The 21,609-nt window shown below is 32.2% G+C and carries 21 protein-coding genes and 1 riboswitch; all 21 genes read right to left on the reverse strand.

Going from position 1 to position 21,609, the window contains the following annotated elements; genetic code table 11:
* Position 1 precedes the first annotated feature (1 nt).
* A complete protein-coding gene (neuC, locus tag J2Z44_RS07950; RefSeq protein ID WP_021284406.1) occupies positions 2-1,165 on the reverse strand; it encodes a UDP-N-acetylglucosamine 2-epimerase in 1,164 nt (387 codons plus the stop codon).
* Positions 1,162-2,160 carry an N-acetylneuraminate synthase gene (neuB, locus tag J2Z44_RS07955; RefSeq protein WP_209649478.1) on the reverse strand — a complete coding sequence of 333 codons (999 nt, stop codon included), beginning with the start codon at positions 2,158-2,160 and terminating at the stop codon, positions 1,162-1,164. Before neuB ends, neuC begins: the two co-directional genes overlap by 4 nt.
* Positions 2,160-2,795, reverse strand: coding sequence for an acetyltransferase (locus J2Z44_RS07960; protein ID WP_021284403.1), 636 nt, complete (start codon positions 2,793-2,795; stop codon positions 2,160-2,162). Before J2Z44_RS07960 ends, neuB begins: the two co-directional genes overlap by 1 nt.
* Entirely contained in the window at positions 2,795-3,847 is a 1,053-nt protein-coding gene (locus J2Z44_RS07965; protein WP_021284402.1) for a nucleotidyltransferase family protein, read from the reverse strand. The genes J2Z44_RS07960 and J2Z44_RS07965 overlap by 1 nt, the downstream gene beginning before the upstream one ends.
* 7 nt (positions 3,848-3,854) lie before the next feature.
* Complete coding sequence (locus J2Z44_RS07970) at positions 3,855-5,030, reverse strand: LegC family aminotransferase (RefSeq protein ID WP_209649479.1); 1,176 nt, start codon at positions 5,028-5,030, stop codon at positions 3,855-3,857.
* A gap of 38 nt (positions 5,031-5,068) precedes the next feature.
* Positions 5,069-6,049 (reverse strand): NAD-dependent 4,6-dehydratase LegB, encoded by a 981-nt coding sequence (locus J2Z44_RS07975; RefSeq protein ID WP_021284399.1) that lies wholly within the window; start codon positions 6,047-6,049, stop codon positions 5,069-5,071.
* 181 nt (positions 6,050-6,230) lie between these two features.
* On the reverse strand, positions 6,231-7,466 hold the full coding sequence (locus tag J2Z44_RS07980; RefSeq protein ID WP_021284398.1) for a motility associated factor glycosyltransferase family protein: 1,236 nt from the start codon (positions 7,464-7,466) through the stop codon (positions 6,231-6,233).
* 34 nt (positions 7,467-7,500) lie between these two features.
* Entirely contained in the window at positions 7,501-7,845 is a 345-nt protein-coding gene (locus J2Z44_RS07985; RefSeq protein ID WP_021284397.1) for a DUF8042 domain-containing protein, read from the reverse strand.
* A 412-nt stretch (positions 7,846-8,257) separates the two neighbouring features.
* The gene (locus tag J2Z44_RS07990; protein ID WP_209649480.1) at positions 8,258-8,695 is read right to left on the reverse strand and encodes a hypothetical protein; all 438 of its coding nucleotides are present in this window, start codon (positions 8,693-8,695) and stop codon (positions 8,258-8,260) included.
* A 95-nt stretch (positions 8,696-8,790) separates the two neighbouring features.
* Positions 8,791-9,765 (reverse strand): IS1634 family transposase, encoded by a 975-nt coding sequence (locus J2Z44_RS07995; protein WP_209649481.1) that lies wholly within the window; start codon positions 9,763-9,765, stop codon positions 8,791-8,793.
* Between the two features lie 213 nt (positions 9,766-9,978).
* Entirely contained in the window at positions 9,979-13,443 is a 3,465-nt protein-coding gene (locus J2Z44_RS08000; RefSeq protein WP_021282978.1) for an IPT/TIG domain-containing protein, read from the reverse strand.
* 64 nt (positions 13,444-13,507) lie between these two features.
* Positions 13,508-13,599: riboswitch (cyclic di-GMP riboswitch) on the reverse strand.
* Between the two features lies 1 nt (position 13,600).
* Positions 13,601-14,437, reverse strand: a complete 837-nt coding sequence (locus J2Z44_RS08005) for a flagellin N-terminal helical domain-containing protein (RefSeq protein WP_021282977.1) — start codon at positions 14,435-14,437, stop codon at positions 13,601-13,603.
* Between the two features lie 80 nt (positions 14,438-14,517).
* Positions 14,518-15,351, reverse strand: a complete 834-nt coding sequence (locus tag J2Z44_RS08010; RefSeq protein ID WP_021282976.1) for a flagellin N-terminal helical domain-containing protein — start codon at positions 15,349-15,351, stop codon at positions 14,518-14,520.
* A gap of 242 nt (positions 15,352-15,593) precedes the next feature.
* Entirely contained in the window at positions 15,594-15,935 is a 342-nt protein-coding gene (locus J2Z44_RS08015; RefSeq protein ID WP_021282975.1) for a flagellar protein FliT, read from the reverse strand.
* A gap of 26 nt (positions 15,936-15,961) precedes the next feature.
* Positions 15,962-17,512: a flagellar filament capping protein FliD gene (fliD, locus tag J2Z44_RS08020; protein ID WP_021282974.1), complete on the reverse strand. Its 1,551-nt coding sequence runs from the start codon at positions 17,510-17,512 to the stop codon at positions 15,962-15,964.
* Between the two features lie 18 nt (positions 17,513-17,530).
* Positions 17,531-17,920: a flagellar export chaperone FliS gene (gene fliS, locus J2Z44_RS08025; protein ID WP_021282973.1), complete on the reverse strand. Its 390-nt coding sequence runs from the start codon at positions 17,918-17,920 to the stop codon at positions 17,531-17,533.
* A 30-nt stretch (positions 17,921-17,950) separates the two neighbouring features.
* A complete protein-coding gene (locus J2Z44_RS08030) occupies positions 17,951-18,310 on the reverse strand; it encodes a flagellar protein FlaG (RefSeq protein ID WP_021282972.1) in 360 nt (119 codons plus the stop codon).
* A gap of 16 nt (positions 18,311-18,326) precedes the next feature.
* Entirely contained in the window at positions 18,327-18,542 is a 216-nt protein-coding gene (csrA, locus tag J2Z44_RS08035) for a carbon storage regulator CsrA (protein WP_021282971.1), read from the reverse strand.
* 5 nt (positions 18,543-18,547) lie between these two features.
* Positions 18,548-18,973, reverse strand: coding sequence for a flagellar assembly protein FliW (gene fliW / locus J2Z44_RS08040; protein ID WP_021282970.1), 426 nt, complete (start codon positions 18,971-18,973; stop codon positions 18,548-18,550).
* 13 nt (positions 18,974-18,986) lie between these two features.
* The gene (flgL, locus tag J2Z44_RS08045) at positions 18,987-19,907 is read right to left on the reverse strand and encodes a flagellar hook-associated protein FlgL (protein WP_021282969.1); all 921 of its coding nucleotides are present in this window, start codon (positions 19,905-19,907) and stop codon (positions 18,987-18,989) included.
* Between the two features lie 14 nt (positions 19,908-19,921).
* Complete coding sequence (gene flgK, locus J2Z44_RS08050) at positions 19,922-21,607, reverse strand: flagellar hook-associated protein FlgK (RefSeq protein ID WP_021282968.1); 1,686 nt, start codon at positions 21,605-21,607, stop codon at positions 19,922-19,924.
* Between the last annotated feature and the right edge of the window lie 2 nt (positions 21,608-21,609).

A 21,609-nucleotide genomic window follows, 5' to 3' on the forward strand; every position in this document is an offset into this window, starting at 1 on the left:
ATCACCTCAAATCATAAAAATGCTTTTTTATATCTATTTTGTTATCTAATAAATAGGACTTTATAACTGACACAACCTTCGAAGACACCTCTCCATCACCATATGGATGAGTTGTATTTTGCAATGTTTGTGTAAAATTATTATCTAGCGATTTCTTAATAGCATCTATAATTTCACACTTATTTGCGTTGCAATTAATTATAGATTCTGATAGCACTCTTCCCTTTTGTCTGTCCCCAATATTTACTGTTGGAACTTTAAGTTCAGGAACTTCTATAATTCCACTAGATGAATTGCCAATAACTACAGAAGCATATTTTACTGCACTTAAGTACCTCAATTTTCCCATTGAAGTAAAAGAAATAGTTCTATGTGAGTTTTTCTTAACATACTCATCTATCATTTGATTTATAATACGACCTTCTGTATCTGCATTAGCTTTTGTAAAGATAATGTCTAAATCATTAAAACTATCAAGTGCACTTAGGACATTACTAAATTGCTCTTCTGCTAAACTGCTATCTAAAGTTACTGGATGAAACGTAACAATAGCAAATTTATCACCAAGATTAAAGTTAATCTGATTCACAAGCTCTTCTTTTGATAAAAATTTAGTATTCTTTATATTCTCAATTCCGATTGCTCCTACATTAAATACTCTTTCTGGAGCTTCCCCAAGTTGTATTACCCTATTTCTATATTCTTCAGTACTTGTAAAGTGAAGGTAACTCATTTTAGTAATTGAATGCCTTATAGCTTCATCAACTAGTCCTTCTGTAGATTCTCCTCCGTGCAAATGAGCTACTGGTATTCTTGATATCATTGCAGCACTCACTGCTGAAAACATTTCATACCTATCACCCAGTACTATTATTAGGTCTGGCTTTAATCTTGCATAACATTCGGAAAAACTTATCATTGCAAGACCCATAGATTTACTAATACCTACGGTAGTGTCAGAACTTAAAAGAATTTCTATCTTTTCAGATATTTCATATCCATCACTCTCAATTTCTTTATAAGTTAGTCCAAATTCAGGTGAAAGATGCATCCCAGTTGCTATTATCTGAACTTTTAGCTCATCCTCATTATTTATTTTATCTATAATTGGTTTTAGCAGACTATATTCTGCTCTTGTACCTGTTATTACGCAAATCTTTTTCATATCTCTATCAACTCATCTTTTTGAAAATCTTTTATGGCTGTTTTTCCGATTATGTAATTCCACATGCGTGGAGAAATTCCATAGCCTGGTCTTTTAACTGTAATATTTTCTTCAGTAAAAACTTCACCTTTATTTATGCTCCTTCTTGCAACAACACTTCGCCTAACTACGTCTCTATTTTTAATCTCAGAACTAGACGGCTTTTTTACACCATCTCCTAATGCAATTTCTATATTCCTAATTGAATCAATCATATCTTTTAATTCTTGTGGATTTAAACTCGCTCTATGGTCAGGACCTTTCATTTGTTTATCAAGGGTAAAATGCTTTTCTATAACTTCTGCTCCTAATGCCACTGCAGCAATAGGCACTTCTATGCCTTCTGTGTGATCAGAGTATCCTACTTTAATTTTAAATGCTTCTTTTATTGTGTTCATTGCATTTAAATTTACATCTTGCATTGGAGTTGGATATTCAGTATTACAATGTAACACTGTAATATCGTTAGTTCCATTATTCCTTAGCACATTTAGTGCAAGCTCTATATCAGATAAGTTACACATACCAGTTGAGAGTATAACTTTTTTGTTTAATTTACCTATTTTCTCCAAATATAGCATATTCTCAATTTCACCTGAAGGAATTTTAAAAATTTCAATTCCTAATTTATTTAGAAGGTCTATGCTATCTAAGTCAAATGGAGAGGATAAAAACATTATATTCTTTTCATTACAATATCTTACTAGTTCCTTATGTTTAGAATAGTCTAGCTCTAATTTTTTTATCATCTCAAACTGTGTTTCCTTAGAACCAGTAGTCTCTTTTTGATACTCTGCTTTTTGTGCATTTTTGCAAACTAAATTCTCTGCTTTAAAACTTTGAAATTTTACAGCGTCTGCACCTGCTAAGCTTGCAACATCAATCAACTTTTTTGCAAGTTCTATGCTTCCATTATGATTTACACCAGCTTCAGCAATTATAAAAACTTTATTCATTACCTTACCTCCTTACAAGGATTTCCATATGCAATACAATTTTGCTTAATATCTTTAACCACGACACTTCCTGCACCGACAATTGTGTTACTCCCTATTTGCACTCCTTGAATAACTGTGGAATTGGTTCCAATTAAGGTACTTCTTCCAACTTTTACTCCACCACTTAAAGTAGATCCTGGAGCGACGTGACAATAATCTTGAATAACACAATCATGTTCAATTATAGTACCTGTGTTGATTATACAGTTTTGCCCAATTACTGAATTTGTATTAATTATTGCACCTTTCCCAACAAAGGTTCCTTCACCTATTTCTACGTTTTTTGAAACTATTGCTGAAGGGTCAACTATAATTGGAAGCTGAAATCCAACAGATTTTAGATCCTTATAAACCCGCTCCCTTTCGGTAGTGCTTGTTGTGCTCCCAATAGTTATAAATGCATACTTTACTCCCTCTAAAAAAAACTTTTCATAGTCTTCATCTTGCCCAACAACCTGGACACTATTGATGAATAAGCCTATATTTCTCTTTAAATCGATAATCCCAACCACATTGAACCTCTTAGAATCAATTATAGAGTCAATGACACTTTTACAATGTCCTCCTCCTCCAACTAGTATTATATTTTCCATTAATCTATACCTAACCTTTTTACCATATCCTGCATTTCATCAATTTGTCCCATATCCATCCAGGAACCTTCACTTATTGGATAAACCCCAACTTTTTCTCCAATTTCTATGTAGTATTCATACAAGGTTGGAAAGTCAAAATACTGATTTTCAGGTATATCTTCTAGAGCTTCGGGTTCCACCACATACATTCCCGTATTTACTAAGTATGTAAATTCAGGTTTCTCCTCAATTTTATTTACTATTTCATTATCATCTATATGTATAACACCATACGGTATAACAAAATGCTTAAGAGATGTTACCATAGTAACCTTGTTTTTTTTACTTTTATGATATTTAAGGATATCTGAATAATTAGCATCAACTATAATATCACAGTTAGAAATAAAAAAGGTTTTATTTATTACACCCTTTAAAATATGGAGACTACCTCCGGTTCCAAGAGGCTTATCTTCTTCAACAAAGTGGAGGTTGTATGGCTTTTCCAAATCATTAAAATAAGACTTAATCATATTTTTTTTATAATTTACTGTAGCATAGAAATCATTACATCCATATTCAACAAACCTATTTATTATTCTTTCCATAATCGGGGTTTCCCCTATAGGAATCAAAGGTTTAGGAAGTATCTTTGTATAAGGATAGAGCCTAGTTCCTCGCCCACCAGCCATTATAACTACAGGGTTGTCCAGTATATTAAAACAATTTAGTTTTTCATCACTTTCATCATTCCAAAAAATAATGGATTTTAAATTTTTATGTTCATCCACCAATGGTATAGCTTCAATAAAACTATTTTTCATTATTTCCTTTGCCTTATTAGCATCTTTAATATTTAAACAAACCGGGTTTGAGTTCATTATAAGCTTTACCGGAGCTTCTAAACTACCATTTTTAAGTATCCATCTTCTTACATCTCCATCAGTTAGTACAGCTTTTAACTTACTATTTTCTAGGATTAACAATATTTTTCTTGCACCAATATCCAGCTTCTTAATAGCTTCACGAATACTTATATTTTCATCTATTATAAGTTTTGTTAAATCCATGTGCTTTTCACCTATTTTCTTTTGTAATTGAACTAAGAACAGATACCACTTTAAAAATGTCTTCCTTGATTAAATTGCTACTACAAGGTATATTTAAAATCTCTTCACTAAACTTTCTGCTCTTTTCTATCTTGTAGGTCTGATTATGTTCATAAGGTTTTTGCTCATTAATTAGACCCCAAATAGGCCTTGTTTGTATACCATTAATATTCATGAATTGTAAAAGTTCATCCTTATCCATAGGAAAAATTTCTTTATTAATCCTTAATGAATAAAACCAATAATTAGGTCTTATCCCCCTTCTGAATTCTAGAATTTCTAAACCTGGAATATCACTAATTAAAAGCTTATATAACTCATAATTTTCTTTTTTCTTATTGATAAACTTTTCAAGTTGTTCTAATTGAGCCACCCCTAAGGCTGCTTGTAAATTAGTCATTCTATAGTTATATCCCACATCATCATGGATATAATATATATTATCTTTTTTTGCCTGTGTTGAAAGATACCTGGCTCTGTCTAAATCCTTGCTATTTCCAAGAAGCATACCTCCACCACCAGTTGTAATAATCTTATTACCATTAAAAGAGATAGCACCAAAATCTCCCATTGTTCCTGCATGCCTATTTGCAAATTCACCTTCTGTATAATAGGTTCCCAAAGCCTCCGTAGCATCCTCTATGACTATTAAATTATACTTTTTTGCTATTTTAACTATGCTCTCCATATCTGCCATATTACCAAAAATATGAACTACAATTAAAGCTTTAATTTTCTTGCAAGATTTATTGTTTATAAGAAAACCATCTACCATATGACATTTTTTGTTACAAAACTCCTCTAGTTTATATGGATCCATTGTAAGAGAATTGTCACAGTCCATAAATATTGGTTCAGCCCCAACATATCTCACTGGGTTAACTGATGCTATAAAAGTCAAGGTTGGAACTATAATTTCCTCACCACTCTCCACTCCAGATAAAATTAATGCCAAATGCAGTGCAGCCGTTCCACTTTGACATGCAACGGCTTTTTCCACATTTAGATAGGAAGCCATTTGATTTTCAAAGGCATTAATAAAGGCTCCGCCAGTAGATACCCATTCTTCTTCAATTGCCTTACTGACATACTTAAGCTCATTTCCTTTTAAATTAGGCACTGATAATGGAATAAGCTTATTCATAAAATCACTCCTTACCATTTATCTTATGTTCTAACATTCTATAAGTTATACACATCTATTTTGTATTTGTCTAAATTATTTTTTATCCACTCTATTGTTTCATTAATACCCTCTTCAAAAGAATACTTAGGATTCCAATTAGTTAAGGTCAATATTTTATCATTTGAACCTAATAATCTTTCTACTTCACTGTTAGAAGGTCTAATTCTTTCATTATCACATATAATTTTAGCTCTTGGGTTTATATTACTTATAAGCACTTCAGCTAACTGCCCAATAGATATCTCTTTCTGAGTAGCTATGTTAATTTCTTCACCTATAGTTTTTTCAGTCTTTGCTATTTCTATAAAGCCTTGAACAGTATCTTTAACATAATTAAAATCTCTGGTAGGAGATAAGGTACCCAAATAAATGGTTTCTCTTCCAGCTAATAACTGGGTTATTATGGTCGGTATAACAGCTCTTGCAGACTGTCTTGGACCATACGTATTAAAAGGTCTAACAATTGTAATGGGCATATTAAAACTTCTATAAAAGGATTCTGCTATTCTATCTGCCCCTATTTTTGTAGCAGAATATGGCGACTGCCCTTGAAAGGGGTGTTTTTCATCTATTGGTACATATTGTGCTGTTCCATAAACCTCAGATGTGGAAGTAATAAGCACTCTCTTAGTATTTAACTCCTTAGCAGCCTGTAATATGTTTAATGTGCCCTTGATATTAGTATCTACGTATGAATCTGGTGAATAATAGCTAAAAGGAATTGCTATTAATGCCGCTAAATGATAAACCTCATCCACATCCTTTAAAGCTTTCCTCACCCCATTTGGATCTCTAATATCTCCACTAAAAACTTCTACTCTTTTTAAATCCTTCTTAGGCAGAGTATCTAACCAGCCCCATGAATTGAAGGAATTATAATATACAAAAGCTCTTACATCGCATCCTTCCTCTAACAAAGCTTCAACAAGATGGCTTCCAATAAAACCATCTGCTCCTGTTACTAAAACCTTCTTCATAAACTCCTCCATTTTGCATAAAAATATTCTAGGTAATATTTATTCAAATTTTTATTACTTTCATGTAAATATCTACATCTTTATCTTAAGTTATTCAAAGAAATTGTTGAAAAAACTTAAGATTAATGTTATTAAAAATTATCTTCTTTAATTTGTATGTGAACAAATAGGCTATATTTAACTATATCAGCATATGTGTAATATCAGCGAAATCCTTAGCTGGTGCCCCAATAATCTTTGCTCCTTTGCTACAGTTTATAAAGGTAGTATCTGGATTTTGTTGAATTTTTCTTTCAATCCATCGCTTAAAGCTTAACATTCCTTCAGTTGTACTTAACATCTCACCATTTATGCCTAATATAGTCTTATATTTAATATTATTTTGATGATTTTCTGCTTCTCCTGAATGTGTTTTATTATTAAAGTAAGCTAAGTCTTGACCAACAAAAATTATTGGGTTAGCCCCTATTTTAATAGCAATATCTAGCACAGCTGTAGCCACTGACTTTCCAGTATCAATTTTTATCGTACCCATTTTTTCCTCATTAAAAAATATATATTTTGGACCTTTATAATTTTTAACAGCTAAATTATTTGCTGTACTTAGAAAACAAAGTGGCACATCTAAAGTCTCAAAGCCTTTTAATTGTTCAAAATATATTTTGTCTATTGGATCAATTATGCAAATCATATCTGGTTTAATCCCATTTTCCATTAAGAATTTTAACGCTCTACCCACTGCAAAAATTCTAATTTTTCCGTAGAGTTGCTTTAACTCCTCAACAACTAGTTCCAGTGAAGGTCCAGCAGCTACAAGTATTATTGGCTTTTTTTCTAAGGTATTTTCTTGAATAAACCCATCTATTTTTCTACATGGTACTTTCATGTTCTCTTGGTAATTTTCCTCCATCAGTGAGGAGTATTTTGAAATAGCCAATTTACTAATTTGAAAATCTTTAATAATACCTTTAATATCGTTATATTCCTCTTGTAAAACCTTTAAAGAAGGTTTCCAGATTAAAATATCCTTACAATTACTTAAGGCTTTTGTTAAACTATGTAAATTTTCATAATTATATCCGATAAATATCTGAACTCTTGGGTTTGAGATAATTTCATCTAGGAACCCATTTAACTTAGATATATTAAACACCTCTTTATCAAAGTCAAATATTAAAATTTTACAGTTTAAATCAGTATTTTCCAACAATGCTTTTATGTGGTATCCACAGCCTATTCCGTATACAACAGCTTTTTCCTCATTGATATAAATGTTTTCATTGCTTTTGACGTAAGTATTAGCTTCACTAATTGGATTATATTTGCTATGTAAAAAAACACCATCAACAGTGATAGTCTTAACATCCTCTTTACCATTTACTATTTTGATAATTCTATTCTTACTATGATTACTCATAATCTTTATCACTCCTCTATTTTATAAAGTGTTTTTAAACTAAAATAGAAGTTATTTCAAGGTGCCAATTTTTAAGGATCGGACTAATTTCATATTTTAGTATATCACCCAATAATACAAAGTCACTACGTTGAATAGCTTCAAACATCTCATGTAACCTTTCTATCATCTCATTGATATTAATTTTGCCTTTTTCTATATCTACAGTTAATGTCATTGCTTGTATTAAATCATCTACTCCTTGTGTTAAACTTGCAATTGCATTTAGTGCTTCTTCTTCTTTATCTTCTAATAATAAGCCACTTATATCATCAATATCTTTAAGGATTTCAATGATAAATTCCTGGCTAGTTCCTAATAATTCTTGCTTTTTATTCATATATTTACGCTCCTTTGTTTTGTTATAAAGTATAAAAGTTATTTATAAATTTCGTAATAATCCTGCTATTGTATTCTATTTTAACATACTTTAATTAAGGTTCATAATAAAATATAAGTTAGTTTTTGCATTTATTAATTTTATCGTATAATATATCAAATTCTTTAATTTCATAAGAACAAAAGCGTGTATGCACACGCCCTTTTTAAACTCAAATAATATTTGTAACTTTTTCATATTGTTTGAAACCTTATAACTCATATTTCGCTGAATGAATTTCGTTCAGCGATTATTTTTTTATTGATCGTTTTTTTTGGATTATTTTAATGCATTAGCCTTAATATTCCAAGGAGCTATTATAGACTAACCCCTTAGATAAATTAGGCTATTTTAAAAAGTGAAGTTAATCTTATCAAAGAACAGTACCTGTAAATATAGACTCATCTAAACCCAAATACCTCATGATCTTTGATTGGCTTTCGTTTAAAGGTTTTTTTAATATTCTCTTGACTCCCTGCTTATCCTTTATAGCAAATACTGCAATATTGTAAAATATATCTACGATTGCCTTAAATGTAGGTCTTTTCATCTTTATTTTTCCAGGTCCAATCACTATAGCCTCTTCCTTTTTCAGTTCTCTTCTCACTACGTGCTCTATTACAGACAAAATCATCATAGTAATAAGCATCATATATGTTAACGCTTCTACTCTTTCAGGTGTTTTAACAAATAGTGAGTTGATAAAACCTGGAGATTTTAATTGCTGAAACTTTTTCTCTACACTACTTTGAGTCTTATATTCACTTAAGATATCTTCAGCTGAAATCTCTAAATCAGTACTCACAAGCACGAAAGTGCATGCTTCCTCAATGCTTTTGTTAATTTTGTCTTCTTCAACAACTAATTCAAATTCAATGTTATAGTTATAAACCTTTTCACTTTCTTTTATAGAAGGTCTTCAGCCTCTTTTGATACTTGCTTTAAAATACTTCTATTTTTCGTACCTTCTAGGCTATGTGAATAACAAACTGCAAATTTACAGTCAATACCTTTATAGTCTCCTATATACTCTGATACTTTATAGTGAACAAGTTCCTTATGAGCATTTTCAATACTAACTTCATTAGTAAGTTGTTTTTTATCTAATGCTTCGCAAATAAGCTGCTTAGCTATAAGTGTTTTATCTGGAACTCTGGTGATTATCTTAATACCTTTTTCTCTTGCTCTAATTAAGTTATTTTCTGTGAAAACAGCACTATCACCAATATAATAAAAGCTGCTCTTATCTGTATGAGTCCTTTGTAATAGCTCATCTATATCATTTAAATTGTCGTAGTTATAGGTTTTATCATCGATATTACCAGAAAGAACTTTAGCATCTACTATAACTCCATTTGCTGTTCCAATCGCCATTTTAATCTGTTTTTTATCTTCTCTTTTATCTTTACTATGACCGAAGGTAATGTTTACAGCACCCACTTTGCCCTCTTCAGTTTCGTATTCTCCCCACATAACTTTTGAAGTAGTGTCAAAGTTAACATTTTTTACTGTCAAACCGTAGGTAGCAAAAGCTTGAGCACTAATTTGAGAGAATATCTTTCTTGGGCCTACGGCATGAAGTTTATCTAAAAATGCTCCAAACCGGTCATCATTGATTTGTTCTAGGCTAATATCAGAATTAAAAATAGTAGCTAAATCCTTTTCTTCAAAGTATTCATTCATAATATATAGTGGTTTGTAGCTATCACAAAGATTCACAATCATCATTTCAGCTAGAGTTCCATAAGAAATATCGGGCTTTCGCCCATTTGAACTAGTCAAATAGTGATTCATTGTTGAGGTGACACCAAGTTTATTGCATATACCAGCTATAAAATTCATTTTACTATAATAATATTTATCTAAAATAGTATAGTCCATAATTCAATTCCTCCTATGGTTTATATAAAAATCATAGACAAATTGAATTGAAAAATATACAGAAAATTAATTGTTTAATTGGAAAATTAAGTTATTCGGAATATGAGTTATAATATTAAGACCTAACAGAAACTCTTTAGAGTGAAAAAAATTTGAAATTCCTATACAATAAAAAAACCTCCCACAGATATGTGAGAGGCAAATAATTAAAATTTATTTATATTCATAAAACATTTCATTACTTTCTATACCTTCTTCGTTAATTAATGTCAATTTATAAATGCCTGCTGTTGAAACACTTGGCATATTTTGTCTTGCATAAGTGGTATTATAAAAATTGGTTAATGTATTTTCATGCACCATTATACCTGATGGGCTATATATTCTTAGTTTCATATTTGCACTAAAACCAGTACCATAGAAATAAAGATACGTGTTACCTGTTTTTGGTCCTACTGGTGCTGCACCACCTGCACCAGATATTTTAGTAATTGCTGGTACAGGTATTGATGGTTTAGCCTGGTAGGTAAAAGTCGTGCTTACAGTAATTCCACTTGAGTTTCTTACCTCTACATTAACAGTTCCACCTTGAGCTGGTAATCCAAGCCCCTGAGCTGAAGGCATTGATAAAATTTTAATCTGAGTTGCACTATAAAAATATGAGCTTACCTCATTGCCATTTACATATACCTTTGAGTTAGAATCAAAATACATTCCATATATAAAGACAGAATATCCCCCACTATAAGCACCAGTTTTTGGTGATAAACTAGTTATAGTTGGTACTGCTAATGTGTAAGTATAAGCAGCAGGAAGAGTAACATTTTGTCCATCTGGATTAATTATCTCTAAGTCTACGGTGCAAGCTGTTGCACTCTTAGGTATTATTATTCTAAATTTAGTGGAGTCATAATAATTTGCTACAGGGATTTCAACCCCTCCCATTTTAACTGTAAGTCCACTTTGAAAACCTGTTCCTGTAACATATAGATACTCTCCACCGATTGTAAGCCCCGTAGTGCTTGATAAACTTGTAATGGTTGGAGCTGGTGGTGGTGGTGGTGGTAAATAAGTATAAGCTCCGGGTAATGTTACAGCTTGTCCATCAGGATTTATTACCTGTAAGTCTACAGTGCAAGCTGTCGAACTTTTTGGTACTATTATTCTAAATTTGGTGGAATCATAATATGTCGCGACTGGGATTTGAACCCCTCCCATTTTGACAGTAAGTCCACTTTGAAAACCTGTTCCTGTAACATATAGATATTCGCCACCGCTAATATCACCAGACGTTTTAGATAAACTAGTTATGGTTGGAGCTGGGATTGACGGCGGAGCTAAATAAGTATAGCCCTTTGTAAAAGTACAAGTTTGCCCATCTGGGTTTGAAACTGTTACATCTACTGTTGATGGAGTTGAAAATGCAGGAACTTTTATTCTGATTCTTGTATTTTCAACGAGAATTATTTGCATAGCATCTTGATTTCCCACCTTAACCTGTGCTCCACTCTGGAATCCATTTCCATAAATATACACATATTCTCCACCTGCTAAATTTCCTTCATTAGGTGTAATTGAAGTAATTTCAGGTGCTGGTGCCTTTGGTGGTTCAATATAAGTGTATGCTCCAACTAATGTAGCAGTCTGTCCATCAGGGTTTGAAACTGCTACATCTACTGTTGATGGAGTTGAAAATGCAGGAACTTTTATTCTGATTCTTGTATTTTCAACTAATATTATTTGCATAGCGTCTTGATTTCCGATCTTAACCTGTGCTCCACTCTGGAATCCACTTCCATAAATATATACATATTCTCCACCTGCTAAATTTCCTTCATTAGGTGTAATTGAAGTAATTTCAGGCTTTGGTGCCTTTGGTGGTTCAATATAAGTGTATGCGCCAGTTAATGTTGCAGTTTGTCCATCTGCATTAATTACACTCACATCAACAACAGAAGCTGTTTGGGAAGCTGGCGCTGTCACTTTAATTGTACTTCCATCTACTATGGTTAAGCTTGTTCCTTCAACATTCCCAAACTTAACTGAAGTAGCTTTTCCTAAGTTTGAACCTGTTATTGTAACTATATTTCCGCCTTTCAATTCTCCTGAATTAGGGGTTATAGATGTAATCGTCGGTGCAGGATTGCCATTGTAATTATATGCACTTGGTCTAGTTATTGTAGTTCCGTCTACGTTTGTTAATGTTAGATCTACCGTTCCTGGGGTAACACCCTGAGGAACATAAGCATACACTAACATTGGGTTTTTGTAAGTAGCACGTGCTTCCATATTTCCAAAGAAGACTTTTATTCCACTTGCAAAGTAATTACCTTCTATAGTAACAATATTACCTCCTTCCAGAGGACCATTATTAGGATTGATTTTAGTAATTGTTGGGTTAGCCCAATATCTATAGTTGCTTGTAGCAAATTGACTATCATCATTTGTAACTTTTACATTTACAGTCCCAACAGTACTAGCTGGAACTGTTGCTCTTATTTCATTAGCACTTACAACTGTCACATTAGTTGCAGCTTTAGCTCCAAACTGAACTGTAGCTCCTTGACGGAATTTATCTCCTCTAATTATTACTTCATTTCCACCAGCTATTTCACCATTATCAGCTTCAATAGAAGTAATTATTGGTGCAGGGTATTTAACTGTAATGGAAGGTGACGTAACTGTGAATTCCCTTTTCGATCCAGCAAAATCGCTATACGATACTGTAGTATTTGTACCAACAGGTATAGTTCCCATGGCTGAACCTGACTTATGCCTTATTTTATAAGTAAAATTCAAGGTATCTTGCTTTAATTCTAAAAAATTCCAGGTTAATTCATTACCATTTATTGTTGGTTTAGGAATATTTCCATCTGCAGAACCTGGAACTAATTCGAAGTTTGGCGCAATTGTATCTTTAATAACTACATTATACGCACTAGCAACACCAATCTCTTGTACTATAGCTTTGTATATGGCATCCAACCCCTGAGATCCTAAAACAAAATGATGATGATGCTCAGTAGTTGCCATGTTTTTAAGAAGAGTATTCCACTGATTTGTATCTGGATTATCAGTAGACCCTAGTAATGCTATAGTATAAAATACTATACCTAAATCCTTAGCTTGTTGCGCAGCATTTAATGCATCCTGCGTATTACTAGCAGCACCATCTGTTAAAATAACAATAACCGGCTGTGCCTCTGGTCTATGATTAGATAAAACATTTATTGCTGATCTTATAGCTACTCCTGTTTGAGTACCTCCACCTGCAGATAAACTGCTGATACGATTTTTTACGCCCGTTACATCAGTTGTTAATGGGGTTGCATAAGCATTATCACTAAAATCCACAAGACCTACCTGATGCTTAGTCATATCCATTAAATCAATGAAAGATTTTGCAGCACTTTTAGCAGCTTCCATCTTTTCAGTTCCCATACTTCCTGACTTATCAATTATCAAAACAACATCATTTGGCTTTACCACATCTACTGGTGGTGTTCCTTTAATTGATAAAGTAACTTCTGCTTCTTCTTCATTAGTCATTTGAGTAACATTTACTGTTTTAGTAACAGAAACGTACTCAGTAGCTGCTTTAACAATATTTGTAGGCATTATAAAGGTGAACAAGTAAAGCAATACTAAAAATGAAGAAAGACCTTTTTTTGATTTCATAACATTTCCCTCCTAATAAATTATTTATAAAAAAAAGTAATAGCAGTGTACTATTACTTAAATTAATAGCAACCTGGCAATCTTATTAGTTTTATAACTTAATGAAGACCCATGGCTTTGCGTCACTACATTTCTATAGCTTTGCCCATAAACGAATTTATTTTAAAAGGTCAAGAATTCTTTGTGGCGCTTGATTAGCTTGAGATAACATGGCTTGTGATGATTGCATTAAAATATTTTCCTTTGATAATATCATCATCTCTTTTGCCATATCCACATCTCTTATTCTTGACTCTGCTGCTTGTGTATTTTCTTGTCCATTATTTAAATTATTTATAGCATGTTCAAGGGCATTTCTTACTGCTCCTAAGTCTCCTCTTTGGGAAGAAACCTTTTCAAGCGCTTTGTCTACTCTAGGTATGTCTAGCTTATTTATTCCTGGAGTACCATATGGCGCCAACATACTAGATTCAGGTAAATCTAATCCGAAGGGGATTGTAAAGTCCTTATCTGCACTAAACTTAATCTTCATAAATTGATTTTCATCTGCTCCCACTTGAACAGTTACTTCTGGTAATGAACCATTTAATAAATTCATGCCATTGAAGGATGTAACTTCAGCAATCTGATTAATGTTTGATAAAATTTCACTCATCTCTTTTTCAATAGCTTCCCTATCTATGGTTACATTAGTATCATTGCATCTTTGAACTTCTAGTTCTCTAAGCCTATGAAGAGATGCTTGAATTTCATTCAACGCTCCTTCAGCTACATCAGTTAGAGAAATTGCATCTTGGGCATTTTTAGATGCTTGTCCAAGTCCTCTTATCTGGCCTCTCATTTTTTCTGATATAGACAGACCTGCCGCATCATCAGAAGCCCTACTTATTCTTAACCCTGAGGAAAGTTTTTCAGCTGACTTACCTATATTTACATTTTTTTCCTTACCACTTCTATGAGCTTGCATTGCACGCAAGTTATGATTAATAACCATAATATCACCTTCCTTTAACTAAAAAGAAAATTTGATAATAAAAAGGCTAGAGAGTTCCCTAGCCTTAGTATTGCACCAAATTATCTTAATAATTGAAGAACTCCTTGTGGTGCTTGGTTAGCTTGTGCAAGCATTGCTTGAGCAGCTTGAGATAATATATTGTTTTTAGAGAATGACATCATTTCTTTAGCCATATCAACGTCTCTAATTCTTGACTCAGCAGCTTGTAAGTTTTCAGAAGAGTTGTTTAGATTATTGATTGTGTGCTCTAATCTATTTTGCCATGCTCCAAGTGTAGATCTTCCTTTAGAAACGCTGTCAATTTGTGTTTGGATAGCTGTAATTGAAGCTGATGCCTCAGCAGAAGTACCAACTAGAACTTTAGCAGTAGTCTCTGTTTCTGAAACAACCTTAGATAAATCTATTCCTTCTGTTGTGAAGTCTAAGTCCATAGTTTGAGAAGCATCAGCACCAACATGAACTTTTACAGTTGCAGCAGAAGAATCTAGTAGTTTCTTAGTATTAAAAGTAGTATTATCTTTAATTCTACTTATTTCTGCATTTAGAGCTGTTAATTCAGAAGCTATTGAACTTCTATCAATTGTAACGTTAGTATCGTTTGCTCCTTGCACTGCAAGTTCTCTCATTCTTTGAAGAATTGAGTGAACTTCATTTAAAGCACCCTCTGCAGTTTGAATCATTGAAATACCATCTTGAGCATTTCTTGAAGCTTGATCTAATCCTCTGATTTGTCCTCTCATTTTTTCAGAAATTGAAAGTCCAGCAGCATCGTCTCCAGCTCTGTTTATTCTTAAACCTGAGCTTAACTTCTCCATAGATTTTCCTGAGTTAACATTGTTTGCAGACATGTTTCTGTGTGCATTCATGGCATTAAGATTGTGATTGATTATCATTTTATATACCCTCCTTGAATTTAAAGTGCAATTCCTTTTGCACTGTTATATATTTAAAAGTCTTTGACTTTTAAAACTTAGTAATTATTGGTTATATTTTTATTATCGTTTCAAGTTTTTACTACTTTATAGTATCTTGAAACTTTTTTTATTTATTTTTCCACTATAAGTAATTTAATCTAGCAACTATACTATATTTATCGAAACACAAATATAATACTTTATAGGAAATAAATATTTTTTTACACTTGCTTGTCAAATAATTTTATATTTTTGTAAAATACACTATTATAGTCATAATTAGCATTCTTAGCTTGCTGCACTTTTTTAATTTCATTTTGTACTAAATTCATGTTTCCCTTTATTAATAGTGTAGCTTCTTTATCCAGATCCATAATACATAATTCTTCACATATCAAACTAAACTCCATAGAAGAATACTTCAAATTACTTATAGCATCAATAATCTGCTGTCTTTCATTTAACAAATCAATAAGCCTATCTACTTCTTCGCCTCTTAAATCATGTATTATCGCTTTAGTTATATCCTGAAATCTTTTTAATGCTTCATATAAACTTGTCATGAAATTCCTCTCATTAGTAGAATACTCTACATCTTTCCTCCACCTAGTTGTTGCGCTAGCCATGCAGATTGTGAATTCATATTATTCATTGCTTTTTCTAATTGAGCAAACTTCAAATAATATGCATTTTCTTTTGCTGCTAAACTTTTCTCTAGGTTTAGTATTACTTTATCCTTTTCCTTTATTTGATCAGTTAATATATTGTTATTCTCTGTACTATTACCTTTTAATCCAGCTTTTTTTAGAAGAACACCTTTTTCGCCAAAAGGAGACGTATATTTTTCTACTATAGAATCTAATCTTCTTACTATTCCTTTATTCTTTGTATCTACACCATCTTTAGTAAATAAATTAACAACTTCACTACCTTTAGTCTTCATTACTTCTGAAAACTTCTTCTTAGCATCTTCTGGCGTTAAATTATCATTTAGGAATATTTTACCTCTTTGAGTAGTATCTTTTGAAGTAGAAAACCCTATTTCCTTAAGACTTATTCCCGCTCCCTCAACAGCATCTGTAAAAGCAAGTCTCATTTCTGAAAGCATGGCTTTCAGACTGCTATCTCCCTTGATTAGCCCCTCTTGTGCCTTTTCTTCCCACTTTTTAATTTCATCCTCTTTCATTTCTTTCTTCTGGTCTTCAGTTAGAGGTGAATAAGAATATTGTCTCTTTTCCTCAGTTCTCTTTGTAACTTTATCAACAAGTTCATTGTACTTGTTGATAAAACTTACAATCTTATCAAAGGTTTTATCAGAATCTGGTGTAATATTGGTAGTTGAAACTCCTACGCCTTTAAGAGAATAAGAAACTCCATCTATGGTAAAGTTATTACTTTCCTTTGAAAGTAATTTAGTAGCTCCTGATGGATCCTTTACTTCTACAGAACCATTGACTCCTGTATCACTTAATGTGGTTATTTTAAAATTACTTAATAAGCTGCCACTTCCATTTGCTACAGATATAGTAGCATTTGCTCCAGTTTCCTTAGTTTCTATAACAAATTCTCCAGTAAGCTCACTAAATCTAGCTACTGCAGCTCCTTTTGTTTCCGTAGTTATCTTATCTGCAAACTGCTGAAGTGTTATACTCGTGTCATCAACCTTAACTTCAATTGGAGTTCCAGTTCCTATAGTTATTTTTATACTATCTGTAGCATTTATTGTTCCTAATATTGCAGAATCAGATAATTTTGTTCCTCTGGTAGCATTACTTATAACTCCACCAACTATTTTTCCTGGTTCTGCCAAACTTTTAACATCCACTGTATAGTTCCCCTCTAATACACCTGTTGTAGATGCTGAAAGAGTAGCAACTTGAGAATCTTTATTGGTCACATTATATGCAGAATAATTCTTAATTGATAACAGGTTATTTTCAGGCTTTGCATTGTCAAAGAAAGAACTTTTTAAATCTCTTATATCTTTAATAATATCTCTGTATATATCCTGTTTCCATTGTAAGGTTTGTTTATCTTGTTTAACTTTATCAACTTTCATTCTATAGGGTTGCATCATTTGCTTAACCATAGTGTCTGTGTCTAACCCTGAAGCCATTCCCCCAAATCTAATTTTATCCATAATATACCACCACCATATTTATTTTCCACTTTTAGATAATCTATAGGCCTCATTCCAAGTGTCTCTTATATCTTCTATTAGTGGAATTATTTCATCAATTATTTTTACATCTTTTTTTACATTGGCATCAATTAGCCTTCTAGTTATAAAGTCATAAATATTAAATAAATCTTTTAACCAAGGTTCTCCACTAGAAGTATCTAAAGTTACCATTAGTTCATAAAATATATTTTGTGTTTTAATAATGTTTTCATGGGCTTTTATAATTTCTTTGTCTTCTATAGCTTGTCTAGCTATCTTAGAAAATTTTACTGCACCATCTAAAAGCATTAAGAATAACTGTTCCTTAGATGCGAAATTAATACTATTATTTTTATAAGCATTGTAACCATTATTATGAGCCAACATTATCACATCTTTCCTTTCAGCTTGAAGCACCTATGCTTTTTTATCTACTGCCAATCCCACAAGTTCACAAATTCTATCCACCATATCAATAATCTTTTCTGGCGGAATTTCTTTTAAAACTTCTTGTGTTTCCTCATCTACTAATTTTAAAATCATAATATTGGATTTTTCATGTCTTTCATATCTTAATATAGCATGACTGTCTCCAAAAAATCTGTTAATATATCTTACAGCATCTTGAACTTCCGCTTCTGTGTACTCTCTATTTTCAAGAAATTCAAATTCAGTTTTGTTGTCTATTTCTGGTTTTGCTGCTTGTTCATTTTTAATAATGAAACTGTAGTTGTCCATTTCTATTGGTCTTCCTACACCAATCTCACTAATCCCCATTTTTTACACCTCATATCTATTTTTTTAATCCCTTTAGAATTGAGCTGTCAAATATTATTGCATTTTTATTTTCTAAAGTTATTTCTTCTTTTAATTCTTTTCTCAAAATTGAAATTGTTTTAGGAGCATCAATTGCAAGTCTAACAGTACCATTTTCAGCTTTTACTACAGTTATTTCAATATCATTACCTATAAGAATTGATTCTCCTTTTTTTCTACTTACAACTAACAACCATATCACTCCTTAAAAAGCGGCTCTTTTATTTTATATTTATCACTATCCATTATTATCTGCATGGCTAAATTATTACATACATTAATTATGATTGGAGCTTTAAGATTAGTTGTAATTTTATCTATATCTGAGTTTAAAGTAACAGTAGTATAAACTAGAACCTCTCTTTCCTCTTTTATTTTAAGTTTTTCAATATATTCATCGCTTAAATTAATTTCATATTGTTTCTTAAAATCAAAAGGTGAGACTATAACTATTCCTATACTGTCATTTTCAGTTGATTGCAACATTTTAAACTTCTCATTTTCTTCTATTGGTATAACCACAAATTTTTTTAGATTTTCAAAACCAAAAATACCATTTTCAAAGATTATGATATCTTTTTCATCACAATCCACGATTTGGTTAAATTTGTTTTTTAGTTTCATAGTATTATCTCCATTATCTTAAAAATTCCAAAAGAGTTGGTTGAAGAACCTTTGCACTAGTTTGAAGAGCTGCCATGTACACAGTTTGTACAGTAGCAAACTGCATTGTTTTCTCAACATAATCAACATCTTCATTATCTGCAAGTATCTCTACCATATTGAAGTTTTGCGCTTCATTTAAACTTTTAGCATTTTCCATTCTATTTTGTATTGTACCATTTTTCGCACTAACAGTAAGTAAATTATTAATTGCTTTATCCAAATTTTCTAAGTCAGCACCTATAATTTTATTCCTATTAGTGTCTAAATCTGTTAGAATATCACTAAATAATTGTGGTAAATCTCCAGTTGATCCTGCAAAGTTAAATACTTCTGCAACATTAACGTTGTACTCCACTGTGACCCCCGAGGAAATTTCTACTCCTAGTTTTTTGTTTATATTTACTTCATTTGCAGTATTTATCTTTATTGAGTTAACACCACCACTTACTGTTACATCCACAGGTTTTGTTAATCCTTCAGCTCCACCGAATATGAACTTACCATCAAAAGTGGTATTCATAATTTGACCAAACTCTGCCACTCTTTCATTTATCTCATCCTTAATAGCTGTAAGTTGAGTACTTCCATAGGAAGCATTACCAGCAGTGTTCATAAGTTCACGTATTCTGTTTAAGCATTCCGTTGCTTGAGTAAGCGCAGTATCAGTAGTGTCCATCCAGTTAAGAGTATCCTTTATATTAGTATTGTACTGCTCATTAGTATAAATATCACTATACATCTGCATGGAACGAGATACTCTAAATGGATCATCTGAAGGCTTAGAAAACTCTTTTCCAGATGTCAATTGTTTTTGTATCTTACTCATGTTATTTAAATTTCTATTCATATCACCTAGAAAGCTAGCTGATAACATGCTGTTTGTTATTCTCATTCTCTCACCTCTTACTACCTTTTAAGTCCGTTAATAACAACATCTAGAAGTTCATCCACAGTTGATATCATCTTCGCATTTGCTTGATACGCATGTTGAAATTGAACTAAATTAACAGTTTCTTCATCCATAGAAACTCCAGAAACTGAAGTTCTTCTACCAATTAAACCCTCAAGAAGTTCTCCTTGATTCTTCACAATTCTTTGAGCCTTTTGCCCTTCAACACCTAATTCATTTATTGTGGTTTTAAAATAGCTTTCAACCTTAGCTCCTCCAGTAATTGTTTTTTTACCTGGAATACCAGGGGTAGGATTAATAGTAATGTGATCAGTTATAAAATCAGCATAATTGCTATATTTTCCATTCATTTGTGAAATGTCCATTGAAAAATCTCTTAACGCAGCAAGTGCTAATGCTCTCGTATTATCATTACTTCCACTTGTACTTGACAAACCTGTATGTATTAACATTGGATTATTTAAAATATCATCATTTACAGTAATTGTTGCTGCAGTTATTCCATCAAATTTTGTGTTTTTATCTGTCATTCCTACAGTTTTGTCTATAAAGAATGAGTTAGTAATATTATAACCTTCATTGTGAATTGCATTTGTAGAGTATGCAATAGCTTTAGCAAGCTTATTTAGCTCTGCGATGTAGTTATCAGCATCCTTATACACAGACATTAATCCACCTAGCCGTCCTGAATCTGGTCTAAAAATCATCTTGTCAACATCTGAAACAGGGGCTCCCTTTTCATCTATCCATATAGTGTGGGACTCAACTAAATCTTTATATTGTTGTTCATTCACAGCTATGGATTTAGTTATATCTATCCCTTCCTTGTTCTTATAAGTGATGTCTATGTTTGCTGGAAATGTAAATTTCCCATTAGCAGGATCCTTAGGTGGTTCTCCAACTTGTGCCACATATTGTAGTCTGTAAATCTCATCACTATCTACATCTTCCACCAGCTTAAAGTTGTCATCATATTTAGACCCAGCTGGCCAGAGCCTTATGCTATTTAATTCTATGTCTTTTTTAGAAAACTCAAATTTTGAACTAAGTTCGTCTAGTAATAAATCTCTTCTATCAAGCAAGTCATTTGGATTGTTTCCTGCTACCGTAACTGTCTTTATTTCTTTATTAAGAAGATTTATTTGTTCTAATATGGTGTTTGTTTCATAAATACTATGATCAATTTCTTGTTGTGCATTAACTTTTACATCTGTGAGTTTTTTGTAAGTATGGTTCAGTTCATCGGTAAGAGCTTTTGCCTTTTGTGCTAAAACAGTTCTTGCATCAGCTTTTTCTGGACTTCCTGCTACAACATGCCACGAATTATAATAATCTGAAAGAAGTTTTGAAATTCCTGTTTCAGTGGGTTCGTTTAAAATCCCCTCAATTTCTGTAAGATACTCTTCCCTAACATCATAGTTTCCTAAATGACTTGTCTCTTTTCTAATCTGATAGTCAAGAAACTTATTTCTAGTTCTTAAAACTTCATTAACTACTACTCCAGTTCCTATTTGACCAGCACCAATTACCGTTTGTGGTCTTGCTGTTTGAAGCACTAAATGTTGTCTAGAAAATCCTGGTGTACCGGCATTTGCAATGTTGTGACTTGTGACATTTATATTATGTTGTTGAGCAAACATTGCTCCTTTTGAGATATTTAAAGTTTGAAATAATCCTGACATAA

The organism is Clostridium punense (assembly GCF_017874425.1).
Lineage (GTDB): Bacteria > Bacillota > Clostridia > Clostridiales > Clostridiaceae > Clostridium_J > Clostridium_J punense.